This window comes from Motilimonas cestriensis (genome assembly GCF_021295315.1).
GTDB classification, from domain to species: domain Bacteria; phylum Pseudomonadota; class Gammaproteobacteria; order Enterobacterales; family CBDFNC01; genus Motilimonas; species Motilimonas cestriensis.
The window spans coordinates 1-24,163 of record NZ_JAIMJA010000033.1 but is presented as its reverse complement, the minus strand read 5'-3'; the positions used below and the strand labels follow the sequence as shown (position 1 = coordinate 24,163).

Genomic DNA, 24,163 nt, shown 5'->3' with positions numbered 1-24,163 from the left:
CTTATTCAACTACCTCGTTTGCTGACATTCTCTCTAAAACAGCGACAGCCGTTGGGGTTAACTGCTCTAGAAATACTGAGGCAGATGATTCATTTTTTATAGAAAAGAGAGTTGTGTCTAAAATAAATTTCTCGAGTAAACTTGGTCTATTGTTAGCTGCTTCCAAAGTTACATCTTCTGCTACATCACATATATTCAATTGTTTAAATAATTCAGCTCCTTTCCCCCTGATGATGTCTATCGGAATGATAGGGACGCTTTGAAGTTCAGATGTAAGATTCTTTCTATCGCTTTCATTTAAGCTTGATAAAATTTTCTCCCTCTGCTTAGATGAAGTAGATTTAAGATAGAGTAAAGCTAATAATTTTTTTTCTTTAACACTTGTCACTAGTCACGGCCCACTGCTTCAATTCTAATAAAATCATTTCTTCTTCTTTTTTACTCAGTAAATGAGTTCGACTGCTCCTGTTTTTAAGAACCAAAAGAAAAAGAAGGCAAAGGGCAAAGATTAGCGCTACAGAAATAACATTAATATTATTAACAACGATGCTATAAATCGGGTTTATAGCTCCATCTCCCTGCTTAGATGTCTCATCTATAACATCCTCATTTTTCACCAAATCATCGATAACAGGTTTACTCACATCAACTCTATCAGTATAAGTTAAACTTCCATTGCTAATTTCAGCCCTATTACCTAGGCTCTGTTGCGGTGGTAGTAAGTTTACACCTTCGTTTTTTGTAGCTTGAACCACAGAAAGCTGATCCCCCCTGTCAAAATTTAATCCTACAGCGGCACTTAACATTCTCTTGAAATCTTCTACTTCTGAGTAACCATATGGCACCACCACTGCAACAGCAATTTTTTCAATCCTACCTCGTTGGTATTTAGTTTGACGTTGATAAGTTGGGTATGAAAAGTCTTCATTAGTTACTTTTTCTAATGATTTTTTATTCCGTTTGGAAAATTCTGTAGTCTTCGACGTTACAATCGGGTCCTCTGTGCCATCAGTTCCCTGCTTAGTTTCAGTAACATCATCCATGTTAACGTCTACCCAAGCGGATACTGTCACCTCATCACTTCCAAAATAGAAAGTTAAGACTTTTTTCAGCTTTTCCTCTACTTCAGTCTCTAGCTGTTTTTTAGTAGAGACTAGGTCGCTCGCACTAATGCTATTTCCACCAGATGCTAAAGCTTTCCCGCTGTTATCAAGAACAGATACGCTTTCTTCGTCTAATTGGTTAACTGAGTTAGCAACCAACTTCTTAATGGCGACAATTAGTTCAATTGGAACGTTACTACCAGTAAGATACGATATATTCACCACCGCTTTCGCTTTTTGTTCTTGACGAGAAAAAGCTTTATTTTCAGGTAATGCGATATGGACCCTAACACCCTCGACATTTTCCATCCCTAATATTGTTTGTTCTAACTCCCCTTGAAGGGCACGCTGATAATTAATTTGCTGGTAAAAATCAGACATAGAATGTTGTGATTCATCAAACAGTTCAAAACCGACAGTACCATCATTAAAAACACCTTGATGTTGTAATAGTAGCTGAGCTTGTGTTTTCTGAGTATCGCGAACTAACAAACCCCCACCAAATTCAGGGTACTTAAATTTCAGTGATTCATTTTCAAATACTTGAACAGCATCTGATAGCACTTGGTTATCAGCCCCTTCAAGGATTTTAATATATTTAACATTAACAATGGAAAAATAAACAAACACTGAGCTTGTAATAATAATTAAAAAACCAACAGCAAAGATAATCTTATTTCTATTATTTATATTCATATTAAACTTGCATTCTACTAATTTCTTTGTAAGCTTCGATAAGCTTATCTCTAACTGCTACTGACATTTCTAATGTCATTTTTGCGGATTCAATATCAAGCATCAATTCGTGTACTTCAATTTTATCACCTCTAGCCATTGCCGAAATATCACTATCGATACTACTCAACTTTTGACTAAAACTATTATTCTCGACCCATATTTTGGAACCGCTAGATGCCTCTGTATCTAGAAGATTCAGGTTATTAACTGCCAAAATTGATTCTACACTCATTATGATTTCCCTATAGTCAAAGATTTACCTGACATTTCTTTATAAAGGTTAAACATTTTTATCGCAGCTTCATATCCACGAGTAGCATCATTAAGAGCTAACATTTCTTCATGCATAACAATATCTGGTTGATACCGAGAAACCAAGCTACCATTTACAATATCAATACTTTCTTTCACCGCTGCTTTATTATAGAGAACTGAAGAATTAATTTCACCTGGAGCGCCAAATAAAACTTCATTTATTGTTGGAAAGTTTTGGTTAACAACAACGGCCTTACCTTTAGCGTCAAGCTTTGAAGTAAAACTTTCATTGACACGAGATAAGTTATCAATCGCAGAGTTTAATTTATTTTTCTCTGTAGATAGTACCATGACCATTAAATCAACAGACTTTATACCTTCCACATTATCTTCCTTTAATAGACATTTTTTCTAGCGCAATTCTAGAATTAAGCACCGAAATCAGTCGTCCATGCTCGCTTGAGATTTCTAAAGCATTCAAAATTATTTCGTCTATTTCTTTCTTTTCTTTTACAAGTGAAACCGCATCGCCACTCTTTAAGATGTTACGAAAACCAGTATCACTCGCAGATTGCAATGTTTCATTGAAGCTAACCGAATACGTAGATTTATTATTTTGAATTGCAAGTAAATTATAGGCATTCACTTTAGCCTCTACACTTAATCTACTCAATGAGTTGGACACTAGGTCCATAACATTATCAACTTGCATGATTTCCCCTACTGCAATATTAATTCACCATTTATTGCGCCAGCTTTTTCTGCCGCTTGAAGTACAATAATTACATCCCTTGTCGTAAGCCCAAGATCTCTGAGCGCACTAACTAATTCAAAGATAGTTGTCCCATCTTCAAACTCAGATACCGAGTTTCTTGACTCTGAAGCTTTTATATCTGTATTAGGTACAATAGCGGTACGACCACGACTATTTTGGTCTCCAAACCCAATGTTAACTTGGTCTGGCTGACTTACTTCATACTTGGTTTTCATACTAAGCTGTAAATTTCCGTGCGCAACCGAAATAGACTTAACTCGAACATTCCCGCCAGCAACGATGGTTCCTGTACGCTCATTGACAACAATAAGAGACTTACTATCGGTCACGACACTCAGAGATTCGATTTTTGCGATGGCCCTAACCAAGCTAGCTCTGCTGTGTGGGACATTTACTTGGACCTTGCTCGAATGAACAGCTTCCGCTTTGTAACCCGAAGCTGAGATAACATCAGCTACTTTAACTGCAGTACTGAAATCAGGAGTTTCCAGCACTATATTTAGCTTACCCTCATTGTCAGTTAATGAACCAGTTAGTCCTCTCTCTACGAGCCCGCCTTTTGGAACAACCCCCACAGTGGGGTGGTTTTTTTGCTCAGTATTGCCAAAGAGTTCAAATTTATAACCTCCGACCGATATTTGTCCTTGCGCAATGGCATACATTTTTCCATCTAATCCTTGTAACGGAGTCATGACTAATGTACCACCAACAAGACTTCGTGCGTCCCCCATTGCCGATACAGTAATATCAATACGATCTCCTTTTTCTGCGAAAGAATGTAAAGTTCCTGTAACCATTACAGCAGCTACGTTTCGGCTACTAATTTCATCATTGTCAACAATAAGGCCAAACCGGCTTAGTGTATTTGCAATCGACTTGATAGTCGATTTACTTCTTCGCGAGTCACCACTACCAGCCAAGCCAACAACTAGCCCATAGCCCATCATGGAGTTTTCGCGAACTCCATCAACCCTAGCTATATCTTTGAGGCGAGCAGATGTAGTTCCTGCAATCGATGGCAATGAAAATAATAAAATAAATAAAACAAAAAAATACTTCATAGTTAAAATCCGAGCCACCTAAACATTGATTGGAAGATATTTGGATTCCTATTAGCATCGACTTCACCTACACCACTCATTTCAATCCGGGCGCTATCTATTCGGGAGGATAAAATAGCATTTTCGGAAGTTAAATCCTCCTCTCTAATGAACCCAGTAATCAATATTTTTTGTTCTTCTCCATTTACGACTACGAACTGAGATCCTTCAATCTTTAGTAGTCCAAAACTATCCATTTCCGTAATTCGAGCAGTAATAGTAGCACTAATGCTACCATCTCGAACCGTACTCGCATCACCATTAAGTTCACTACTAATCTTACCTTTTCCACCATATTCATTTTTCTGCCATTGGCCAGAAATACCAACGCTACTGCTATTATCTGCGTCTAAACCTGCAGAAGATGAGGCTCGGGCTTTTTCTTTAATCAGAATTGTCACAATATCGCCTATTTCAACACCTCTTTGGTCTGCCCATTGAGCTTGATAATTGTCAATATCAAAGTTAATTTCAGCATATATAGGTAGGCTTAAACACCATAAAAAAATGGCTAATATCCAATCAGTTTTCATTTATAATTTCCCATATAGAACTGCTTGTCCTTTTCCAGTCGTGCTCGTAAACTTTTTCCACTTCCAGGAATCCTTACATGAGCATAATTTCCTATAAAAACATCGTCCATCACAATAACACTAACAAAAATATCAAAACCACCGTTGTTGTATATAAGTACGGCTTCTTCGCCTTTCACAAATACTGGTGCTGGCTCTAAATCTTCAAGGCATAATGCCTTATTCTTAGAAACTTTTCGAACTAGTCTCTGATTTGCGATTTGTTCTAAAGATGCCACTGAATCACACACAAATATATTAACAAGTTTTGACTCAAACATTTTTGGCTCAACTCTAGCTCCCCCATTTAAAGTGTATTTAGGGACGAATGCTCGGGCTTTCGCGCTCACCGAAAACCAATAGTAAATAATACTTTCCTCTTGAATAACTTCAACCAGACACCGACTTATTGTTCGGTGACAGTTAGATCTCATGCGCCCTTTCGGAGAATGCTGTAATTTAGGTTTTGAAATTGCTGAAAGTACAACAGATGAGAAACCTTGATCTTTTAATTCACCAAGTAAAAATAGTTCAACAATATTATCACCTTCAGCCCAGGCTAGTTGAGTTCTTGGGAAAAGAAAAAAAATGATAAAAATTAATATAATTTTTGCCACAACTAATAGTTATCGTCTTAAATTATTGATTGTTTCTAGAAGTTGATCGCTAATCTGAACGACTCTTGAGTTCAATTGGTATGCTCGTTGGGCCGACATAAGAGATACCATTTCTTCAATCATATTCACATTTGAAAGTTCCGTATATCCTTGTAAAACATACCCCGAACCATCTTCACCAGGCCGTGCAAAATTCAACTGGCCTGCGTCGTCTGTACGTTCCCACAGGCCACCTTCAAGTGGCTTCAAAGATTCATATGAGTCAAACATAGCGAGTTCAATCTGTCCGAGTTCCACTAGCTCAGCCTCGCCAGAGAAACGACCAAGAACTAAGCCATCTGATGTAATTTCAAACTCTGTGACATCTGATGGAATAATAATATTTGCAGATAAACGATGCCCAGAGCTTGTAGCGAGGGAACCATCTTGAGACTTAATTAGTGAACCTGAGCGGGTATACGCCACTTCACCTCCAGCTAACTCAACTTCAACTAACCCGGCCCCTTTAATAGCGATGTCAAGTGGATTGGCAGTTAATTTATATTCACCATCAGTAAACCGATACATTGCATTACTTAACTCTACTCCCGCCCCTGCAGGGTTTGCAGTATTATCAGTTGTAACACTCCCGATCATAGCATTAAAGACAGGCTTGTTAGTCTTAAACCCAGGAGTATTCACATTTGCAATATTATGAGAAATCATATCAATATGCTTTTGGTGAGCGCGTAAAGCCAACTCGGCATTTGCTAAAGCTTCAATCATTATTTTTTACCTAATTCTGTAACAGTTTTATTCATTATTTGTTCATATGCTTGCAGTGACTTTTGCATTGTTTGAACATGTCGACTTGTTTCCATCAACAAGAGCATTTCTCTTGCGGAATCGACATTAGATGACTCCAAAAAACCCTGTTTAATTTGAGTTTTTTCATCAATCGATAACCCTTTTGCTTCATTAAGATAGATCTTATCTCCTCGGACATCTGAAGGACGGATCTTAGCTGGCGGATTTATCATTAAAAAGGAATTCCTCTCTTGACCTTCAACCGTAATAATCCCATTTGCCATGACTTCTATTCTCCCACCCGAGATATCAATATCACCATTTCTTCCTTGAACGCGCTCCCCAGCTTGAGTTAACAAATAACCATCTGCACCAACACGGAAACTCCCATTACGAGTTAAGTAAATTTCTCCACCTTGTTTCACGGCGAAAAAACCATTTCCCTGTAATGCAAGGTCGAGGCTTCTACCCGTTTGCTTAAGAGCTCCTTGTGTTAAATTCAGCACCTTAGCAAGAGGTTGAAGATGATTATTCAACTCATTGTTTACTAGTAGCGATTTAAAACCATTGCTACTTACATTAGAAGTATTTTGACTCACAGTATTAATCTTATTGAGATCTCGAGTTATTGAAGCTGAGATCGTTTCAATCGCATCCATTATGCCCCCGGGAGACTCGTAGCTATATCAGTAACTTTTCCAGCAGTTCTAACATTTTTTACGCCGTTTATTTCTTGTGCAGAAATAACTGCAAGTTTAGGGATAACACGCTCAATGACTTTTCGTAATGGCGCGCGTAAAGAGCTAGTACATAACAACACAGGTTCTTTTCCCTCTGTTATCATTGCTTCAGTAAATTTCATTAGTTGCTTTATTGTTGAGTCCACAACCCTCGGGTCAACTCCACTTTCTCCACCTGACACTAGTAGCTGCTTTAGTCTCCCCTCAAGTTGTGGAGTAATAGTAATAACATTTAAGTAATCATCTTCATCTAAATATCTATCACACAACCTAGAAGCTAGGCGTTCTCTTACCCGTTCAGTTAACTTTTCTGCATCTTTACCTTCCGTAGAACTTTCAGCTAAAGCTTCTAAGATCAGCTCTACATACCTAATACTGACCTTTTCCTTCAATAATAATCGAAGTACTCGCTGAATATCTCCGGGAGTTAACGTATTTGGAACAAGTTCTTCAACTAAGGATGCATTATCCTTTTTAGCCCGAGCCAGAATCGATTCAACCTCTTTTCTAGTTACAAGTTCATACAGATTATTCTTTATTAATTCAGACAAATGAGTAAATAAGACCATTTCAGGCTCAACTAATGTAAACATTTTTTGTAATGCTAACTCTTTGTTCTCATTATCAACCCACACTGCAGGCAACCCATACGCAGGCTCTTTAGTTTCTTCACCTATGAGGGTTCCATCCAACTTTTGCGTGGTAATTGCCATTATCTTGTCAAGTTTTATGACACCTTTGCCGTATTTTGTCCCTTGTAAGTGAATCTCGTAAGCATCAACGCTTAATTGTTTATCAGCCTTGAATATAATTGAGGGTAAAATTAAGCCATATTCCAATGCGACTTGCTTTTTAAGCGCTTCTAGTCGTAAGTTAATAGTCCATTCATCAGAGTCTATTTTGGTTTTTAATTGCAACCCGGCACGAACTTCAATTGGAAAAACCTTTATCAAATCGCCAAGATCCTCTCTTTCACTCAGAGATTCTTTTGTTTCTGTAGGCTGTGTATCTTTCTGTGCTCTTATTGCCCACCAGGATGTTAAGGCAAAAAGAGAGCCAATAAGAATGATAGGAAACACAGGAAAGCCATCAAGAAAAAGAGCTACAAATAATGCAAACGTGACCATCAATAGAGTACGTGGATGAGCGGCAATTTGTTTACCTATTTCCCTACTAAGCTCAGAATCAGTTGCAGCTCTAGTAATAATAATACCCGTTGCGACAGCTATAATCAGCGACGGTATTTGTGTCACAATACCATCGCCTATAGTCAATAACGAATACTTGGCAAGTGCATCTCCCCATTCCATACCATTTTGCATAACACCAATGGCAAGACCACCGACTATATCAATTAAAATAATAATGATGCCGGCAATAGCATCACCTTTAACAAACTTAGTTGCACCATCCATTGAACCATAAAAGTTAGCTTCTCGTTCTATATTGGAGCGTCGTTCCTTCGCTTCCTCTGCATCAATCAAGCCCATGTTTAGGTCCGCATCAATGGCCATTTGTTTGCCTGGCATACTGTCTAAAGTAAATCGAGCCGCAACTTCAGCTACCCTTTGAGCGCCATTAGTAACTACAACCCACTGAACAACGATAAGTATAATAAATACAATAAAACCAATGACATAGTTTCCAGCCACAACAAATGAACCAATCGCGCCAATAACCTCTCCTGCATCGCCTTCGCCAAGAATCAATCTAGTAGCGGATATATTTAGAGCCAGCCGAAATAATGTAGCAATCAAGATAATCGACGGAAATGTAGAAAAACTAAGAGGTTTATCAATACAGAATGTCAGTAATAAAATAAGCAGAGCGATGCTAAAATTAAGAATTTGTAATACATCTAACAATGCTGGCGGAATCGGTAAAAAAATAACCATAAGGATCAAAACAACCCCTAAGATAAATAAGTTACTGTGCCAATTTTTCAGCATTTCCTGCTTAAACATCTATATTCCTAAAATTTGTGTCATTAATAGAATCGATTAGTATCGATGTAGCTAATGGCTATAAACCCAACGATAAAGTTTAGCTACGTCATCATACAATTCAGGTGGTATTTCTGAGTTAATATTTGTGGTTTTATAAATTGCCCTAGCTAGTTTCACATCTTGTTTCATTAATATTTTGTTATCTTTAGCAATACTTCGAATGGAGTGAGCAAAGCCCCCTTTCCCTTTTGATATTACTTTTGGGGCCACCATAGACTCTCTATCGAATCTAAGAGCAACAGCTAAAAATGTCGGGTTTGTAACAACAACATCGGATTGTGGCACAACCGCTAAAGAATTTGCTTTCTCTCTCAACTCGTTTTGTAATTTTCTGCGTTTTGATTTTACAGCAGGATCACCATCCTGATTCTTGTACTCGTCTTGTACTTCTTGCTTCGACATACGCATTTCTTTCAAAAAAAACCACTTCTGAAATATCACATCGGACAATACAAATGGCAACATAATTAATATATATAGAATAATTGTTTTGACCATTAGGTCATACATCTTAGCTAACCCATCCATAGGGTTTAGATTAAAATTTAGTGCTAATATTGAAATTTCTTGGTTAAACATGTAATAGATCAGTAGGGCGACAGCACTTAGCCTTAGGACATTTTTTATTAGTTCAACAAGAGACTTAACTGAGAATAATTTTTTAAAACCACTGATAGGGTTCAATTTTTTAATATCTGGGGTTAGTGGGAAAAAACTAAAAACTCCTTTTGTTTGTGAAAAATTAACACTAATACCTACGACTAATGCAAGTAAAAAAATTGGGGCGATCGCAATAATAAAAACTTCAGATAACGAATATACAATCAAGCCTAAATCTTCAATTTTAGCATAGGGAGCGGCTTTGAAAGTCTCAACTAACGCAACAGATAGGTGTAATAAAATCCCAGGGATAACAAAAACTACAGCAAGCAGAATAATGCCTAGTCCGGCTAAAGCACTAAAATCCATACTCCGTGAAATTTGACCTTTTTCTTTTGCTTTTTTAAGCTTATGAGGTGTCGCATTTTCTGTTTTACTCTGCCCTGAGTCAGCCATATTAATCCTTTATCAGCTACAAATTTACAAAAAATACGAACATTATATAAAACCTATGAATCGCTCTAATAAAGTGAATTCCAAAAGTGTTCTACTTTTAACAACATTGATTCACCAATACTTATGATATGTCCAGCAGAAAAGCTTAACGCTATCATAGCGATTGCAATTTTAAGAGGCAGACCTACAAAATAAATATTAATTTGAGGCATCATCTTGTTACATAGGCCCAAGATTAAATCAATCCAAAATATTGCAATAATAATAGGCAATACAAGCACGACTGCTAATATATATTGGGAACTTAATAACTGGCTTAACGTTGAAAGTTTAATTTCTCCATAGCCAGAATTAAGTGGTATTAACCTAACCGTTTCCGTTACCAAGGTCAAAATTTTGTAGTGCCCATCTAGAATGAAAAATAGTAGTGATAACAAAATTATAATCACTCTAGTTAGGATTGGGTCACTATCATTCATCGAAGGATTAAAAATCCCCATAGGATTAAAACCCACTTGCATATCTAGAGCTTTTAGCATTGTATAAACAGCCGCGTATACAGTAAGTAGTGCAAACCAAAAAGTAAGCCCTATAAGAAACTCAACACTTAGACTAAAAAAAAACTCTTCATACGTATTAAAGGAAAAGTTTCTAATTTCAATATCATTCTTAGTCGCAACCAGTATAACAAACGAAAAAATAAGCGTTAGATATAATTTAATTTGCGCTGGCAACATTGAAATAGGATTAATACTTTTAAATACTAATACAGGTGTTAGACGGCACATAATCAAAAAAAAAGCGACGACATATTTATCAAGATCAGGAAAGTTGCTTATAAGTTCCACAGAGCCCCAAAATAGTATATGCAGTAAGCATTCTCATAATGAATTATAAACTCGCTGCATATTCAAACATGCTTATGGTAAATCTATTTAATTCTGACAGCATAAAGTTAGATAGCAACATAATTACCAACGCAACAGCAATCATCTTAGGGACGAATGTTAACGTCATTTCTTGTATTTGTGTCACGACTTGGAAAATACTAATTAATACTCCAACTATTAACGCAACAGCCAAAACCGGACCGCATACAGTAAAGGCAGTTTCCAACATCGACGAAAGTAAGAAGCCTGCAGCATCTTTATCCATCCAAGGCACCTGGTGCAGCTTTATTCAACAAAATTCCAGCTATTGACAATTGGCTAACCTGAGACTGGTATGTTAGAAGTTTATCTATTATGGCTTGAGCCTTGGCTTGTTCGCCTTCATTAGCCAAGATCAAACTTTGGGCATACCATCCTGAGGGAGACTGAGGGTCCAGTCTAATTGCCCTTTTTGCTTTTTTGGTGGCTTGTGACCATCTTTCAAAGTGAGAGTCTACAACGGCAAGCCCACCATGCCCTTCGGCAAAACTCCTATCAATCTCCACGGCTTTGTAGAAACTATTTTCAGCGTGGTCAAACTTCTCTAGAGCAAACTGGCACCAACCTAAGTTTACCCATGTGCCGACGTGATTAGGCATCAATTGAACAGCTTTTAAAAAGGCTTGTTCAGCTCGAGCATATTGCTTTTGATATAGCAAAGATAAGGCAAACATCGCTAAAATCCGGCCATTGTTAGGATGAGATTGAAGTAGTGCAGTAAAACCAGCATCAGCCTTGACAATATCAAGTTCGTATAGCGCTAAAGTTGCTTGAGAGATCAATGCATCTGTTTGATATTTATCTTTTGCAAGTGCGGCTATGACAAGTTCATTTGCGCGTTCGTATTCGCCCGCATCCATTAACAACATAGAAAACAGTCCTTCCGCCTCAGCTACGCATTGTGGTTCACAATGAAGTAATAAGGATTCAATAACCATAGTTGCAGCGGCTATATCACCCTCGTTGTACAAGCAACGAGATTTTAATATATGATGTTCAGGAGCATCACTATTTGCCCGTTCAAGTAGACTTAGCGCATTTTTAAAATCATTTAACTGGTAATGAGCCAATGCTCCATTGACCAAGAAACTGATTTCACAAGATTTCGATTTCGTTAATATGTCATAATATTTGATAGCGGATTGATAGTCTCTCTTTGCTAAGTATAAGCAAGCAAACCAACTTGTAAGTTCTCTAACAATAGAGTCGTCAGCGTCATCATTGACTTCACTTTTAAATGGAGCTAGTACACTTAGAGCATCATCTATGGTTCCTTCTTCAGAAATCAACTTAACCAACTGCAGAGCTAGGATTAGATTTCCAGGGTCAGAAGACAAATAAGATTTATATTTTTCTATTTTTTCAACCATAAACAACTCATGTATTTTTTATGATGTAACTTTTGTTAATGAACAGAGTCTATCTCAGGCACAAGTTCAGCAGTATTAGCTATTTCATCTAGAACTTCTAGGGCACGCTCAACATAATAATTATCTTTATCAGCTACATCTATCAAATGAATTAATAATTGTTTAGCAGACTCAACATCATTATTTATCAGTAATAAAGTCCCTTTGTGGAATAAGACAGGGGGGTAATCAGGCGATAACTCGAGCACTTGCTCCCAGTATGATAATGCCGAAACGGTATCATTCATTTCACGATAAACCATTCCTAGCTGAAACTTCTCATGGAGGCGATCTGGAGAACGATCAAGTAATGCCCGATAGTGCCGAGCGGCCTTATCAAACAACTGTAGCTTGGCGTAAATACTGCCAAGCATGCTGTCAAGCTCATCAGATTCCAATTTCTGCTGTTTCAAGTAGTTTAATATTTCAAGTGCAGGGCCAAGCTCTTCCTTCTCTAAATTGATGGCGGCCAATGCGATCAATTCATCTGCTTCAAACAGTTCTAATTTCATTAACATAAGTCCTTCAAAAGTGCCCTTGATTTTTCCCGCTAATATACTATGGAGAAAGGGTAAAGAAAAACGTTAATAGCGATTAATCAAATAAAACTTATAAAATATCAAAGTTAGAGTCATCCAATGGGCTGATAAAACATAGTGAAAGGTTTGTTGTTCGGGCAAAGCATCCAAGAAACTCTGTCGCTTACGAGCCTAAGCTGTTAGAGCAGATGAACTGTATTGAAAACCGGAGCAACCGCATGAATGCATATATTTTGAACTGCTGACTTTATCCCGCACTTAACACAGCCTTTAAGACGCTTGTTTCATCCATGCTCGCTTTTGTTTTGCTGGGATACTGCCCTTGAAAGACTCAGCCCATAGCATATATCAATGATAGTTGGCGCAACATGACCAAGTTCTCAGCGGCGTGGTTTTGGTAAATTTGGCACTTATCTTCGTTCATGATGACATCCAATACCCAATGTAGACTATTTCTATGCCCAAATGAGCTAGCGAGGCTGAACTGATGTAATAGCGGAATGTAAGCTCAATTTCTTTCCCTTTTATCTGCCTGAAGTTCATGCTTAGCCCTAATTTTTTCAGCTGTGGTTAGTCAGGAAATCATCAGCGATAGTGCCAGCTTCTTTAACATGGTAGAAACGTCCTTTCACTCTGCCTTTATTAGCTTCAATTACAAGACCATCCAGTTGATAAAACATAGTCGAAACTGTTCGGGGTCAATCCTCGAAGCAATACGTGCTATCGTGTCGTCAACCGGTACGCAATCAACGAGAAAGCCATGCCCTTTAAACCACTTCAGCATAGTTGTGAATTTCTGACCACCTTCAGCACCAGCAATAACTCCATATAAGCTAAGGTCACAAACAGAACATCATAAAGAGGATAAGTTACTTTAGCAGATTGACGTTGGTCAGCGATGGAGCTAAAGTGAAAGCTTCAAGATACATCTCATACTCACGTAAGATCACGATCGTTCTTAGGCGTCAAATAAAACCGAGTGATTGCTTAAAAAAACGTTCGCGATCGTGCCCTGCCTTTTTCCCTCGTAATCTAGCTAATTATCTACAAGACATATGTTTAACTCAGCTATATTGCTTAACTTGATACGCCTCAGGCCAACGAGGTAAAATCCAGCGACCAGAAGCCTATAAAATTCATTTCCATGCACGTAGCGACGCGAAAAATAGTCGAAATCCGACTCAAAATGAGTAGAATGACGGTAATTAAAGAGTGCAGCAGACATGCGTTAGCATGACACTTCGTCACCTAGTTTCACTCGGTCAAGCCAATGTGCGGTAAGGACGTTCTGAATACCGAGTTATTGAAAATAGTTTTAACTCGGCGAAAGCCCCTCATATATAGGGGTTTTTGTTACATTTAGTCCCAATTAGCTCTTAGAAATTTCCGTCAGCGACTACTTGCTTTACCACGCTAACCTCAGATAGATCTTTCAGCATTTTAAAGTCACCAGTTTTATTCACATAATATGCAACAGGTACGCCTGGTGAACCAACACTTGGATTCTCTTTGAAGCTGGCAAACAAATAATCAAGACTTTGCTTCATTTGTTCCTGCTCTTTTTGTGTCACTGGGGCATTATTCGTCAAATGGCTAAGAGTATGAGTCATGATGCTGTGAGCATCTGGACCTCCTCTTAATACAGCTGCGGATAGTTTAGCCGCTTTTGGTGATCTGCCGAGTGCTTGCGTGGAAATCCAACGGACTGTCATACCCTTTTTGATATAAGGGCGTAGGTTTTCGTAAGCTAATTTACAATATGGACAACGGGGATCGATGGTGACGTAAAGAATTTTATTGGGATCGGTAGCATTACCTTCTTGCCAAGCAGCAAGATTATTCACTGTTTCAATAGAATTAATAGGTGACACTTTTTTTGAAATGTCAGGTTGTGTTGACTGCGCTTTATCCTCGTCGGTTGTCAACACATTTGCGAATAGATCGTTTAGAGATATTTTGACATTTTCCGCCATAACAGGGGCTGTTGCTGCCATGAATACAGAAGTGAACACAGCAGCATTTATAATGGTCTTTTTCATTACAGTTCCTGAACTCGTTTTAATATTTTTGATGGGTGAAGCTGTCATTATAATTACTTCATCATATGTTTACAATTAAGTGACACTCTAGAATTTATGCCGTCATCCCACTAAAGCACATTACCTACCCAACGCACCACCCTACTAAACAAGCTTTTCCCCCTTTTTTCCCTTCTCAATCTCAAGCTCAGCGTTTGAACGCCTTGCCCCAACCCAAAACAAAATAAATCCCAAAAGAGCCAGAATAAACCCCATGAGGGATTGCTATTGTCCCGGTGTGACCATGGCCTTACGCGAAAAATGAAACGGGAAGTGAGGGTGAAAGAGCGGTTTTGCATGGGTAACGCGATCGCTTTGGGTTTGTTTTTTGTGGGTGTGTGGCGTGTTGGTAGGAGTTCGGTATGTTTTGCATGATGGCATAATGATCGTCTTTCTATATCCATTTCTAACTTGTTGACTTTGTTATTTATATAGAATTTGTTTTGCGGTGAGTGAACACCCGACCTGCCACACTCGGTAAAACAAACTCTCAAGATTGTTAACTTTTTCTTTTGGCTGAAAGGTTTAGTGGCAAGCCGATGCCGTTAAAAGGAAAATTATTATACCTAACCTTAATCACCCCAATGTCACCGTAGTCAAGAAACAAGCTCAAGCTTTTCGTTTTAGCCTCAAAGAGTATTCTGAACATGCTCTACCAAAGTCGAGTGAAGTGCTTGACCTATGGGGGGCAAAGTTTGATTTTGACCACTGGCAACACTTTATCCGTCAGATCAAAGGGCGCGCTGAAAGTAAGCTCGACTGTGCAATTGTTAATGCCCATAACTTCGAGCTGTTTACAGATAAACTTCAAAAGCAGTTACCAGGTTATACCGAGCAACAAGTGAAACGGGCTACTGCAGTCGCATTGCTTGGCAGTGTCAGTGTGGATAGTGAATTGTTGAAACAGCGCATTATTCCATCTCCGCCACCCCCAATAACGGATGAATTATTGGAGTTGCACAAACTTGGCTTAATGGACCTTGAAACTCTCTTCACTGGATTCTCAACGGATGAGCAAATCGCTATCTGTACGACCTCTGGATTTGGGCGTTATATAGCCGCAGCACGCCATGAAAGGATGCGTGGACGTTTCTTATCTGAAATCGACTTAGTTGAATTTGGACTCTCAAGCAATCTCTGTAAACTTAAAAGGGTAGAGCGTACATTTATTGTTCGTTAAATTTACCCGGCTAAGCCTAGCTTCTGTCTCAATCATGGGATAAAAACCGAAATAGCTTGGGCTTTAGTGTTTCATATGTGGTCACTCATCTTCATTAACAGTAATGTCTACCAATGACATTAACAGGGTTCAGGTTACTCGTTGAAAATTATTCTAAAAGTTTTTGGTTTGGTTTCTTTGGTGTTGCTGATTATGACTATTTTTGTCGGCATTGCAGCCTATTACATCGGTGACAAAGGTGCTGTTTACAAGCGTATTGATTTTAACAATTACGATGGCACCTACTCAACGGCATTAATGAAGGGGAAATGTCGTCTAGGTAATGAATTTAAGCTACTACATCAGAGGATTAGCGGCATCGATACCAATGACTTCAATACGAGTTATTGCAAGTGGGGCTTTGACAACAATTTGTCTGGTTACATATACCCCAAAAACAACCCAAGATTACGGTTATTCTGGTTAGAGCAAAACGGTCAGGTGGCTTACGATTAACATTTTCGCCGTAAACCCTCGCCCGATCATCGCAGCGGTATATTTCGTAAGTGTCTCTCGATAGCTTCAATCATCGACTTGGTTAACGGTAGGTGCGCTTTTTCCTTCGCCCACACTTCATGAAAACCTGCTACTGTTTGCTTTGCAGTATCTAACACCAGCTTTTCCGGCAGCATGGCTTTAGCGGCTAAGTGTGATAATTCATCTAGGGTGAAGTCGCCGAATTTTTTGCTACGACTCACCTTTAATGACGCACTATCATCGGGGATATAAGGAATGGTCGAGACAAAATCATAAGCAGGCGCAATCGATGCTGTGCGCTTGTCTTTGTAAATGACAGACCAATTCTTCAAGTGCATATCAGCATTGCCTATGAGGGTATTGAACACCAATCGACGAGTAAACTCTGCTATATCCTCTTTTTGCCCTTCGATGCCGATAACCTGAGCAATATTGCGCATACTGGCTTTGTTGTATTTGTCTTGAGGGTACACGCCAAACACTTGGGCAAAATCTTCTATGTGTATTGCTTGACCATAAGCTCGATCAAAGCGCTTGATAGCAAACGCACTGCCACCAAATTTGCCAATCCCTTCTGGGATATTCGCTATCTCATCGATGGAAAGTAGTTGCACCTCTGGCACATCCATCCCCAACATTCGAGCCAATTGCATCATCGAATATTCATTTTCTGGCACAGCTTCAAATCGAAACGATGGCAACTTCACAATCCAAGAGCCACCTTGACCCGTCGCGGGGATGGTCAAACCGCCGTTAGCCTGTTGCACCGCAGAAAACTTCAACTGCACTCCCGCCAATGAAAAGCGCATAGGGGCTTCAATTTTCGATTCATCTTCAGTGCTTTTATGTGCATTAGGTGGAAACGATTCACCATCAGCAGGTTCAACCGTGATCGCCCCTGCCAAATCCTGTCCCAGCACCCACAATAGAAAAAACTCCCGCGCAGGGTTAACACCGGCACGCTCTGCCAAGTAATTGCGCATGGTTTCTTCTGGCAGAAGATTGGAGAAAAATGGGGTTAATTTAGTTTGAGTAGGCTTGAAGTTAGTTAGTAAGCCCCCTAATGCATCTTTAAAGCCAAGCCCTAACACGGGCCGATACTCGTCATTTATGTACGAATCCATAAAGGCAAAAAGCGTTCTGTCGTTGCCTACATTGGTGATTGTTGCAATAGCCTCACCATAGAGTAAAACATTAAGCGTAGAAACATGATTAGTCATCGTCATCTTCCTCTATCTTGTATGCAGGCGACATTTGCTCACCGTCATCATTAATGCCTTGGCTGCTGCGGATAATCGACTTGATAGCCGGCACATATTTTTTAGGGGCGACAAATAGCTCTAGGTCGAGTACACGAGAAAGAGTGATCAAACTCGACACTCTTAAATCAACATTACCAGATTCAATTTTCGATATATGGCTTTGCGGGACACCCGAAATTGCACTCAACTCTCTCTGGCTAAGCCCCTTTTGTATCCGAGCTTCTCGAAGGCTTTCTATTATCTGCTCTGTTACATAGCTCATTTCGATACACCTTAATGCATCAAGGAAGAAAAAATATACATAAAACTATATCAAACTACTTTAAAGAACACAAATATGATTCATTATTGCACATCAAAATGTATATATTGATATGCTTTTACATATAGATATTCTGAAAAATTGGTAAATGCCCATGATTGTTAAATGACATTAAAGTTTGAAACTTTTCTACTTCCGAAGCTCGTTTCTATTGTGGCTACCAGAGGCCAAATGTGACAATAAAGATTGAAACTTAGGCTAAATCTACGTGGCTATCTAAAGAAATAGTGACACAGTGACGAAATTCCTCTTAATACCATCAAAGAAAATATCGGACAGCCATCTAAATAATCAAGCTATTTGATGGCGCAAAAAGCCAGCGAAAAAGGCTAGATCTGCTGTAAGGATTCGCTGCTGATTCATTAATGGATGGAAGGTTTGGCTACAATGTTATTAGAAATCCGTAGTTCTGACTGGATGTGTGATTTTTAGGGGTGAGCAATCCTGCCTGTTAAGCAAGTTACGCAGTTAGTTTGTGCTGCGGAAAATATTATCCCAACCCACTCAGTCGATTACATGCCGTTTGTCCTCGCGTCCAGCAGTGGCCAGCCTTTCTACTGTGGGCAGTCAGATGCTCCCAACTGCCTGCGGCGCAGCCAAAACTTCGGCTAAAGTGACTGACCAGTTGCAACCAGCTATCTTGTTCAATACCCAGCTCTTGTAATAACTTGGGTTCATCGGCGGGAATATAGCCGCGCTTATCGTCTCGAATAGCACGCCCCGTCCAATCAACCAGTTGCAGGTATTCTTCAAAATAAAACGGGATCTTATGAGGTTGGCGAGTATCGAATTGGCGCTCAAAGGGTAACAGCTCGGATTTCACAATCTGGTCATTCTGCTTCGCTTTAAATTGCTGAATACGCTCATAAATCGAGGTAAATTCTTGCTCGGCACATATCGGCGCGGATGGGGTTTAAATCAACGTAAGTCATGCAGGTAAGCAGGGCCTTTTCATCCAGTAAGGCTTGGCTTTTAAAGCGCCCCTCCCAAAAATGCCCTTTGCAGCGGTCTTCTTGATTGGCCTTGCGCGCAATGTCTTCATTTAAACAGCGCATGTTTTTAAGGCGACTGCGCCATTCAGCAATTAATTCAGCCACTACCGCTTGCTCTGCACCTGTTTGCTCTTTTCCCATTAACCAATCATCTACCAGCATGGGCATGGCAAACAGCTGCTGCCAACGCGCTGCAACTTCACTATCAGATAGATTGCGGTTTTCAGACAAATTAATGTGCAATATCAAATGGTAATGATTGCTCATAATGGCGTAAGCGCAGACATCGATGGTGAGAATGTCCGCCAGTTGCTTTAGTTTATCCAACACCCACGGCTTGCGATGTCCGTAACTCTGCTGGGTGTAGTGATCGATGCCGCATAAAAAAGCACGGCGCACACAGCGACTGGTGACATGATAGTAAGGCGTTGATTCAGGGCAGATCAACTGCCCGCGAGGTAAAGTCATGGCCACATCCTGCTCCATAAGTGGTTTTTAAACTATGGCTCAGGATGTGAGTTAGCGCAAAAAGAGGGTCGCCGTAAAGCCCTGATCTAAAGAGATAACTCCTAAAGATCAGGCCTCCGGCACAGATCCGTACGTGCGCTACTAACGCATACGGCTCCTACATTGAGTCTAAGGTGACTGCATTATTTAACTACTAACCGTTGGTTCGGGTACGGGTGCCTCACTCGAGTATGCGGGATAAATAGCATCACTAATCCTTTGAGTCGGCGCCAACTGAACGTTCGTCCTTTTTGGCTCCGCCTTCTGAGGGTTCTCAGCCAATATTTGCAAACCTCGGTGCGTATCATGCCGATACGCGCTTGATTTCCCGGTATGGCAAAGTAGTTAAAGTACCCCGTTAGGATTTGCTTTAGCTTATTCCCCACCGCATAGGGTGAGTAGCAAATGCCATTGCGGATAAAGAGTTTTACCCGCGCAAGAAAAGCCCGCGCTTTCTTCTTAATGGTGTACCGTTTGAGCATGAACTTGCCACTTGATAGTGCTTCGCCACACACGTGGGTAAACCCTAAGAAGTCAAAGGTATCAGGCTTGCTTTGGCCGCGTTGCGCGCGGTTTTGACGGGCAAAGCGACCAAACTCTATCAGCTTGGTTTTCTGCTCGTTGAGACTCAGCGCAAATTTGGCAAAGCGTTGCTTAATTGCATGCAACAGCCCTTCTGCATCATCGCGATATTGGCAGCCAATGATAAAATCATCGGCATAGCGCACTATGTACACGTCACCACAGCTGCGCCGTTTACGCCATTGCTGTACCCATAAATCCAGCACATAGTGCAGATAGATATTGGCAAGCAAAGGCGAAATGACACCGCCTTGCGGTGTGCCAAGGCTGCTCTTTTGGCTCTGTTTACCATCCTGTACTTTCGCGGTTAACCATCCTTTGATTAACCGTAAAACACGCCGATCTGCAATACGATGCTCCAAGAACCTCGTCATCCAGTCATGGTTGAGCGTATCGAAAAAGGCTTTGAGGTCGGCATCAATGATCCACCCCACCTTTTTCACACAATGGCCATGTATACCGCATCGAGCGCTTGGTGCTGACTGCGATTTGGGCGAAAACCATAACTAAAGCCAAGAAAGTCTTGCTCATAAATGGCTTCGAGCACCCAGACCACCGCCTGCTGCACAATTTTGTCTTCGATACTGGTAATGCCAATCGGTCGCGGTGAGCCGTCCGCTTTGGGAATCCACACGCGTTTGATCGCCTATGCTCGATAGCGCCCCGATTGCACTTGCTGATGCAGACGTGGCAAATGCTGAGCTAGCCCTTCGGCGTAGCTATGCCAGTCCTGTTCGTCCACGCCCTTCGCCGCTTGTTTGTTCAGGTGGTAGAACGCCTGAAACAAGCAATCAAGGGTAATGCGTTAAACACTGACCATGATTGTTCGTCTGCTTCCTCACTACTATGAATGGATCCGACTTCTTGCCGTTAATGGCAACTAGCTATACACTTTCGCTTCCTAGTTGCTGCCTGCTCCGCAAGCTAACGACAAGACCTCCCGAGTTCCGCATAAAAGACATCACCACATGCGTAAGGTCTACGACTGCGACGTGTTAGCCTGAAACTCGCATAACGCCTCAGGTCTATATTGCTTTCCCCTTCATCCAACAAGGTCAACACACATAAAGGGTGATTACGCAGCACAATACTTAGCCTATGGCTTCCCCTGTCAACGCTTAACCGCGTGCCTCACGGCACGCCGCCCATGACTCGGGGTACTGGCGACTTGCTAGGTCTTACCAGTCAGAGGACTTTCACCTCCAATTTTCTACCGATTTAGCTCGGCGCACTGGATGTCCCGTTATTTTGGTATACCCTACCTATCCGCTATGGATACCCTGATCTTTTTACAGCCTACCTTTCCCTATTATATTTATAATCACAAAGCCATAATCAATATAAAACTCGTGAATCTTGATTATTGATAATACCCCACCCTTATTAACAACATCTGCAATCAATTTCACTTGTTCTATATAATTATCTTCATCATTGGCACCCAAAAAATTGCATTCGACTATATCCACAATATCATCCTGCAATATGGGCACCCCCTTTTCATCACCCTGTAATGAAGTTACATCAGCCTTGTTACCAATGAGCCTAAAGAGCCCTTCTATCTCAATACCTCTACCAGTACAGATAGAGCTTAAGTTATCCTTCAGGCATTTTTCCCGTTCCTCTGAAGGAATAAAATATTTATATTTACCATCAGCTACGATATAAACAATCTCGCTGATTTGGTCTATAAAAACTCTACCATCTTCAGCTATTATTCGCCCCCTAAGCTCACTCTCAGATGCAAACAACCAATCACCACCATACTGACATTCACAGGTCTTATCTAACCTAGAAAACAAAGAATAATCATGAATCTCCAGCCTATCATCAATTCTATCATCGCCATATAAAGGCACAATAAACGAGGTTTTTTCACCACCAGAATATAAGCGTCCCTTTACAGTTACTACATCACCATCAAACTTTTCAGGATGAATCAACACATCTCTAACATCTATCATTTTATCTACCCACTACTATCTTGGTTTTGTTGTTAATCCCCTATTACCCCACAAAAACTTGAAATTTTCCTCTGTATAAACATAAGATTTTCCAAAGGCAGGATCTCTCACCTTAAATAGACGACTTTGGCCAGCAGGCCTAATAATCTGGTCAAGTACAACTGCATGGCCAACTTTTGTACCATTTGCTCTTACACCAATGTCTAAACCAACAATAGCAGGGTGCCCTTCAGAAATAGCTCTTTCCAATTGATGCATTTTAACACGGCCCGGAGCCGCAATTGGCCTCGCACTAATATCATGTTGCCTCAACGCAATAGCAACATCAGCCAACTGTAAACCCGAGCCATCCGATTTGAACTTACTCCGTAAAGCACTTGAAAGCTTATCTGCGGACACACTTATATCCAATGTATCCGCAACCATTGAACCACAAGTGGTTGCACATGAAGCTCTTGGATATATCATGTTTCCCAGCTGATTCAGGTTGCGCCGCGTAGTATAGGCATCGCTTCGATTTTTATACTGCGGATAAAATTTAGTTGACGGATCATAGCCATCAAAAATGGTCCTAGCAGAAGCTTTTCCAGCGATATTCAATCTCTTCGTAAGGAAGTTATTTACTCCCCCTGCAGCACCAAAAACGCTCATTGCTACTTCGCCAAGCGCTTGCCCCTGCATAAAAGTTGGAAGTTTAGCATCAAAAGCAGAATACCATGTACTCAGCACACCATCCGCTATGTTGTAGGCTCCTTTACTCAGCGAGAAACCGTTCCCTTCCTTTTTCGCCATTTCGTAGAAATTGTACCCGAATGTTGCAGCATAATCATTTGCGACTGCTGCAATGCTATTGTTAACAACCCCCGATATATCAACATATTTTTCACCGCTTAGGATCAACTGTAAACCTTGCGAGACACCTAGATCATCATATTCACCCATTTGTAATACGAAAGCAGCCATCGCATCAGCAACATTCTGATTGTCATTGACCATATAAATATAACTTGATTCCTGAGAGTTCCCCCCCGTTTCTCTTAACTTCAGACTTTTCACCAAGTCAGGATCATCAATAATCGGTACACTTGGCCCTGGCCAGAACTGCTCATGCACATTGCTGCTTCGAACTCTAGCCAGCATTGCAGGATCAAATATGGAGCCTTCTTTTAAGTCTAAAATGTCAGCGTTTTTCCGCACGGCAGCAATATAAGCCATGAGCTCTTCTTCTGTGGCATTTGGTCCAACTCCACCTACTGTAGATACGTTATGCCCAAATTCAATTCCTGCTTCTCCTGCTAACTTTTTTGCTGTTATATTCGGATTGACCGTCGGCAATGACATCTGCCTAGAAATCATATTCCCCACCGCATTACCAAACGCATCCACCATAAACGCACCGGCATTGTCACCAAACGACTCGCCGCGCAAGGCCGATGACGCTGCCGCACCCGCGAAACCGGTTAAGGTATCGCCCACTACGCCCTGGAATGCTGTTGGTAAGTTTTGTGCAAGCCCCGTACTGAATGCCGAGCCCCCAACTGAAGCAGCTAAATTAGTCCAGCTAAATGAGGCATCCATACCCAGTGCCTTACTGCCCATGTAGTTCGTGGCGTAATTCGCGGCGCTGCGCACCATGCCATTGCCCATTAAACGCATGGTGTTATAACTTGCATCTTGACCCGCTTTAAACACGCCGCCGACCCCTGCCGCAGCGCCTAACCCTGCTGTTACACCTGCACCTAAGCCACCAAGGGCAACTTGCTGCCAAGAAAAATCGTCTACAACACCAAGGCCTTTACCAACCAGTTGCGAAGCGGCTGAGCCCACCGCACCACCAACAGCGGCAGCCGATACGGCCACGCCTGCAGACATTGGTGTGCCAACACCTCCTCCCAATGCTGCAAGCCCAGTAGCAAATGTACCCGTGCCTACTGCCGTTGAACTCCCGCCGATTAAGCTCGCTATTGGTCCCGACGCAGCCCCTGCGGTATACACAGCCACCACCACGGCCATCACTATCATCGCTATCGGGTTACAGCTCTTACTCGGTGGCGGCGGCGCAATGGCATTGGGGTTGATGTCCCCTAAAATGTCACTTTCATTATACGGCTTGAAGCTCTCTGCGCCGTTGTAGC

General features: G+C 40.8%; 29 protein-coding genes and 1 pseudogene. 4 read left to right on the top strand and 26 right to left on the bottom strand.

All coding sequences use genetic code 11. The features are described 5' to 3' along the window. Window position 1: 1 nt before the first annotated feature. The 18 genes and pseudogenes from K6Y31_RS20310 to K6Y31_RS20225 all read right to left on the bottom strand — a co-directional run bounded on the left by K6Y31_RS20310 (window position 2) and on the right by K6Y31_RS20225 (window position 14,664). Window positions 2-388 (bottom strand): hypothetical protein, encoded by a 387-nt coding sequence (locus tag K6Y31_RS20310; protein ID WP_233054860.1) that lies wholly within the window; start codon window positions 386-388, stop codon window positions 2-4. Next, entirely contained in the window at window positions 375-1,799 is a 1,425-nt protein-coding gene (gene fliF / locus K6Y31_RS20305; protein WP_233054859.1) for a flagellar basal-body MS-ring/collar protein FliF, read from the bottom strand. The genes K6Y31_RS20310 and fliF overlap by 14 nt, the downstream gene beginning before the upstream one ends. A 1-nt stretch (window position 1,800) precedes the next feature. After that, window positions 1,801-2,073: a flagellar hook-basal body complex protein FliE gene (fliE, locus tag K6Y31_RS20300; RefSeq protein ID WP_233054858.1), complete on the bottom strand. Its 273-nt coding sequence runs from the start codon at window positions 2,071-2,073 to the stop codon at window positions 1,801-1,803. After that, entirely contained in the window at window positions 2,073-2,480 is a 408-nt protein-coding gene (locus K6Y31_RS20295) for a hypothetical protein (protein WP_233054857.1), read from the bottom strand. The genes fliE and K6Y31_RS20295 overlap by 1 nt, the downstream gene beginning before the upstream one ends. A gap of 1 nt (window position 2,481) precedes the next feature. Continuing rightward, window positions 2,482-2,808 carry a hypothetical protein gene (locus K6Y31_RS20290; RefSeq protein WP_233054856.1) on the bottom strand — a complete coding sequence of 109 codons (327 nt, stop codon included), beginning with the start codon at window positions 2,806-2,808 and terminating at the stop codon, window positions 2,482-2,484. Window positions 2,809-2,816: 8 nt separating this feature from the next. Next, the gene (locus K6Y31_RS20285) at window positions 2,817-3,932 is read right to left on the bottom strand and encodes a flagellar basal body P-ring protein FlgI (protein ID WP_233054855.1); all 1,116 of its coding nucleotides are present in this window, start codon (window positions 3,930-3,932) and stop codon (window positions 2,817-2,819) included. A 2-nt stretch (window positions 3,933-3,934) separates the two neighbouring features. After that, on the bottom strand, window positions 3,935-4,504 hold the full coding sequence (locus K6Y31_RS20280; protein WP_233054854.1) for a flagellar basal body L-ring protein FlgH: 570 nt from the start codon (window positions 4,502-4,504) through the stop codon (window positions 3,935-3,937). Further along, window positions 4,501-5,160, bottom strand: coding sequence for a flagella basal body P-ring formation protein FlgA (locus K6Y31_RS22210; protein WP_233054853.1), 660 nt, complete (start codon window positions 5,158-5,160; stop codon window positions 4,501-4,503). The genes K6Y31_RS20280 and K6Y31_RS22210 overlap by 4 nt, the downstream gene beginning before the upstream one ends. A 9-nt stretch (window positions 5,161-5,169) precedes the next feature. Then, window positions 5,170-5,925 (bottom strand): flagellar hook-basal body protein, encoded by a 756-nt coding sequence (locus tag K6Y31_RS20270; protein ID WP_233054852.1) that lies wholly within the window; start codon window positions 5,923-5,925, stop codon window positions 5,170-5,172. After that, on the bottom strand, window positions 5,925-6,605 hold the full coding sequence (locus K6Y31_RS20265; protein WP_233054851.1) for a flagellar hook-basal body protein: 681 nt from the start codon (window positions 6,603-6,605) through the stop codon (window positions 5,925-5,927). The genes K6Y31_RS20270 and K6Y31_RS20265 overlap by 1 nt, the downstream gene beginning before the upstream one ends. After that, a complete protein-coding gene (locus tag K6Y31_RS20260; protein WP_233054850.1) occupies window positions 6,605-8,650 on the bottom strand; it encodes a flagellar biosynthesis protein FlhA in 2,046 nt (681 codons plus the stop codon). Before K6Y31_RS20260 ends, K6Y31_RS20265 begins: the two co-directional genes overlap by 1 nt. A 51-nt stretch (window positions 8,651-8,701) precedes the next feature. Next, window positions 8,702-9,748 (bottom strand): EscU/YscU/HrcU family type III secretion system export apparatus switch protein, encoded by a 1,047-nt coding sequence (locus K6Y31_RS20255; protein ID WP_233054849.1) that lies wholly within the window; start codon window positions 9,746-9,748, stop codon window positions 8,702-8,704. 65 nt (window positions 9,749-9,813) lie between these two features. Next, window positions 9,814-10,596 carry a flagellar biosynthetic protein FliR gene (locus K6Y31_RS20250; protein WP_233054848.1) on the bottom strand — a complete coding sequence of 261 codons (783 nt, stop codon included), beginning with the start codon at window positions 10,594-10,596 and terminating at the stop codon, window positions 9,814-9,816. Window positions 10,597-10,639: 43 nt separating this feature from the next. Next, window positions 10,640-10,903 (bottom strand): flagellar biosynthesis protein FliQ, encoded by a 264-nt coding sequence (gene fliQ, locus K6Y31_RS20245; RefSeq protein ID WP_233054847.1) that lies wholly within the window; start codon window positions 10,901-10,903, stop codon window positions 10,640-10,642. Further along, on the bottom strand, window positions 10,896-12,047 hold the full coding sequence (locus K6Y31_RS20240) for a tetratricopeptide repeat protein (protein WP_233054846.1): 1,152 nt from the start codon (window positions 12,045-12,047) through the stop codon (window positions 10,896-10,898). The genes fliQ and K6Y31_RS20240 overlap by 8 nt, the downstream gene beginning before the upstream one ends. A 35-nt stretch (window positions 12,048-12,082) precedes the next feature. Further along, window positions 12,083-12,598, bottom strand: a complete 516-nt coding sequence (locus K6Y31_RS20235; RefSeq protein WP_233054845.1) for a tetratricopeptide repeat protein — start codon at window positions 12,596-12,598, stop codon at window positions 12,083-12,085. Between the two features lie 274 nt (window positions 12,599-12,872). Continuing rightward, window positions 12,873-13,525: pseudogene (locus tag K6Y31_RS20230) on the bottom strand (transposase family protein). 476 nt (window positions 13,526-14,001) lie between these two features. Continuing rightward, on the bottom strand, window positions 14,002-14,664 hold the full coding sequence (locus K6Y31_RS20225; protein WP_233054844.1) for a hypothetical protein: 663 nt from the start codon (window positions 14,662-14,664) through the stop codon (window positions 14,002-14,004). Window positions 14,665-15,373: 709 nt separating this feature from the next. Between K6Y31_RS20225 and K6Y31_RS20220 the strand changes: the two genes are divergently transcribed. Next, complete coding sequence (locus K6Y31_RS20220) at window positions 15,374-15,883, top strand: hypothetical protein (protein WP_233054843.1); 510 nt, start codon at window positions 15,374-15,376, stop codon at window positions 15,881-15,883. Between the two features lie 141 nt (window positions 15,884-16,024). Continuing rightward, entirely contained in the window at window positions 16,025-16,378 is a 354-nt protein-coding gene (locus K6Y31_RS20215; RefSeq protein WP_233054842.1) for a hypothetical protein, read from the top strand. A gap of 26 nt (window positions 16,379-16,404) precedes the next feature. On the opposite strand, the gene K6Y31_RS20210 is transcribed toward K6Y31_RS20215, so the two are convergent. From K6Y31_RS20210 to K6Y31_RS22205, 6 genes are all read right to left on the bottom strand, one after another. Next, a complete protein-coding gene (locus tag K6Y31_RS20210) occupies window positions 16,405-17,619 on the bottom strand; it encodes a type II toxin-antitoxin system HipA family toxin (RefSeq protein WP_233054841.1) in 1,215 nt (404 codons plus the stop codon). After that, the gene (locus K6Y31_RS20205; RefSeq protein WP_233054840.1) at window positions 17,612-17,923 is read right to left on the bottom strand and encodes a helix-turn-helix domain-containing protein; all 312 of its coding nucleotides are present in this window, start codon (window positions 17,921-17,923) and stop codon (window positions 17,612-17,614) included. The genes K6Y31_RS20210 and K6Y31_RS20205 overlap by 8 nt, the downstream gene beginning before the upstream one ends. Window positions 17,924-18,473: 550 nt before the next feature. Next, window positions 18,474-18,806 (bottom strand): hypothetical protein, encoded by a 333-nt coding sequence (locus tag K6Y31_RS20200; RefSeq protein ID WP_233054839.1) that lies wholly within the window; start codon window positions 18,804-18,806, stop codon window positions 18,474-18,476. Between the two features lie 40 nt (window positions 18,807-18,846). After that, window positions 18,847-19,443 carry a transposase gene (locus K6Y31_RS20195; RefSeq protein ID WP_233054838.1) on the bottom strand — a complete coding sequence of 199 codons (597 nt, stop codon included), beginning with the start codon at window positions 19,441-19,443 and terminating at the stop codon, window positions 18,847-18,849. Window positions 19,444-19,625: 182 nt separating this feature from the next. After that, complete coding sequence (locus K6Y31_RS20190; protein WP_345790279.1) at window positions 19,626-20,507, bottom strand: reverse transcriptase domain-containing protein; 882 nt, start codon at window positions 20,505-20,507, stop codon at window positions 19,626-19,628. Continuing rightward, window positions 20,504-20,698, bottom strand: coding sequence for a reverse transcriptase domain-containing protein (locus K6Y31_RS22205; protein ID WP_345790278.1), 195 nt, complete (start codon window positions 20,696-20,698; stop codon window positions 20,504-20,506). The genes K6Y31_RS20190 and K6Y31_RS22205 overlap by 4 nt, the downstream gene beginning before the upstream one ends. A gap of 14 nt (window positions 20,699-20,712) precedes the next feature. On the opposite strand from K6Y31_RS22205, the gene K6Y31_RS20185 reads away from it, so the two are divergent. Continuing rightward, window positions 20,713-20,865 (top strand): hypothetical protein, encoded by a 153-nt coding sequence (locus tag K6Y31_RS20185; protein ID WP_233054837.1) that lies wholly within the window; start codon window positions 20,713-20,715, stop codon window positions 20,863-20,865. Window positions 20,866-21,353: 488 nt separating this feature from the next. Here K6Y31_RS20185 and K6Y31_RS20180 read toward each other — a convergent pair whose 3' ends face one another. Together K6Y31_RS20180 and K6Y31_RS20175 are read right to left on the bottom strand one after the other, a co-directional pair. After that, complete coding sequence (locus K6Y31_RS20180; RefSeq protein WP_233054836.1) at window positions 21,354-22,028, bottom strand: hypothetical protein; 675 nt, start codon at window positions 22,026-22,028, stop codon at window positions 21,354-21,356. A 15-nt stretch (window positions 22,029-22,043) separates the two neighbouring features. After that, window positions 22,044-23,900, bottom strand: coding sequence for a cysteine peptidase family C39 domain-containing protein (locus K6Y31_RS20175; RefSeq protein ID WP_233054835.1), 1,857 nt, complete (start codon window positions 23,898-23,900; stop codon window positions 22,044-22,046). 4 nt (window positions 23,901-23,904) lie between these two features. Between K6Y31_RS20175 and K6Y31_RS20170 the strand changes: the two genes are divergently transcribed. Continuing rightward, window positions 23,905-24,162, top strand: a complete 258-nt coding sequence (locus K6Y31_RS20170) for a hypothetical protein (protein ID WP_233054834.1) — start codon at window positions 23,905-23,907, stop codon at window positions 24,160-24,162. The last annotated feature ends 1 nt before the right edge of the window (window position 24,163 follow it).

Coding starts and splice junctions, on each gene's coding strand:
- K6Y31_RS20195 (WP_233054838.1), bottom strand. CDS start 19,443: ATGACTTTACCTCGCGGGCAGTTGATCTGCCCTGAATCAACGCCTTAC.
- K6Y31_RS20280 (WP_233054854.1), bottom strand. CDS start 4,504: ATGAAAACTGATTGGATATTAGCCATTTTTTTATGGTGTTTAAGCCTA.
- fliF (WP_233054859.1), bottom strand. CDS start 1,799: ATGAATATAAATAATAGAAATAAGATTATCTTTGCTGTTGGTTTTTTA.
- K6Y31_RS20255 (WP_233054849.1), bottom strand. CDS start 9,748: ATGGCTGACTCAGGGCAGAGTAAAACAGAAAATGCGACACCTCATAAG.
- fliE (WP_233054858.1), bottom strand. CDS start 2,073: ATGAGTGTAGAATCAATTTTGGCAGTTAATAACCTGAATCTTCTAGAT.
- K6Y31_RS20175 (WP_233054835.1), bottom strand. CDS start 23,900: ATGTCTGCAGGCGTGGCCGTATCGGCTGCCGCTGTTGGTGGTGCGGTG.
- K6Y31_RS20290 (WP_233054856.1), bottom strand. CDS start 2,808: ATGCAAGTTGATAATGTTATGGACCTAGTGTCCAACTCATTGAGTAGA.
- K6Y31_RS20240 (WP_233054846.1), bottom strand. CDS start 12,047: ATGGTTGAAAAAATAGAAAAATATAAATCTTATTTGTCTTCTGACCCT.
- K6Y31_RS20210 (WP_233054841.1), bottom strand. CDS start 17,619: ATGACTAATCATGTTTCTACGCTTAATGTTTTACTCTATGGTGAGGCT.
- K6Y31_RS20205 (WP_233054840.1), bottom strand. CDS start 17,923: ATGAGCTATGTAACAGAGCAGATAATAGAAAGCCTTCGAGAAGCTCGG.
- K6Y31_RS20180 (WP_233054836.1), bottom strand. CDS start 22,028: ATGATAGATGTTAGAGATGTGTTGATTCATCCTGAAAAGTTTGATGGT.
- K6Y31_RS20185 (WP_233054837.1), top strand. CDS start 20,713: ATGCTCGATAGCGCCCCGATTGCACTTGCTGATGCAGACGTGGCAAAT.
- K6Y31_RS20260 (WP_233054850.1), bottom strand. CDS start 8,650: ATGTTTAAGCAGGAAATGCTGAAAAATTGGCACAGTAACTTATTTATC.
- K6Y31_RS20270 (WP_233054852.1), bottom strand. CDS start 5,925: ATGATTGAAGCTTTAGCAAATGCCGAGTTGGCTTTACGCGCTCACCAA.
- K6Y31_RS20285 (WP_233054855.1), bottom strand. CDS start 3,932: ATGAAGTATTTTTTTGTTTTATTTATTTTATTATTTTCATTGCCATCG.
- fliQ (WP_233054847.1), bottom strand. CDS start 10,903: ATGGATAAAGATGCTGCAGGCTTCTTACTTTCGTCGATGTTGGAAACT.
- K6Y31_RS20235 (WP_233054845.1), bottom strand. CDS start 12,598: ATGAAATTAGAACTGTTTGAAGCAGATGAATTGATCGCATTGGCCGCC.
- K6Y31_RS20225 (WP_233054844.1), bottom strand. CDS start 14,664: ATGAAAAAGACCATTATAAATGCTGCTGTGTTCACTTCTGTATTCATG.
- K6Y31_RS20265 (WP_233054851.1), bottom strand. CDS start 6,605: ATGGATGCGATTGAAACGATCTCAGCTTCAATAACTCGAGATCTCAAT.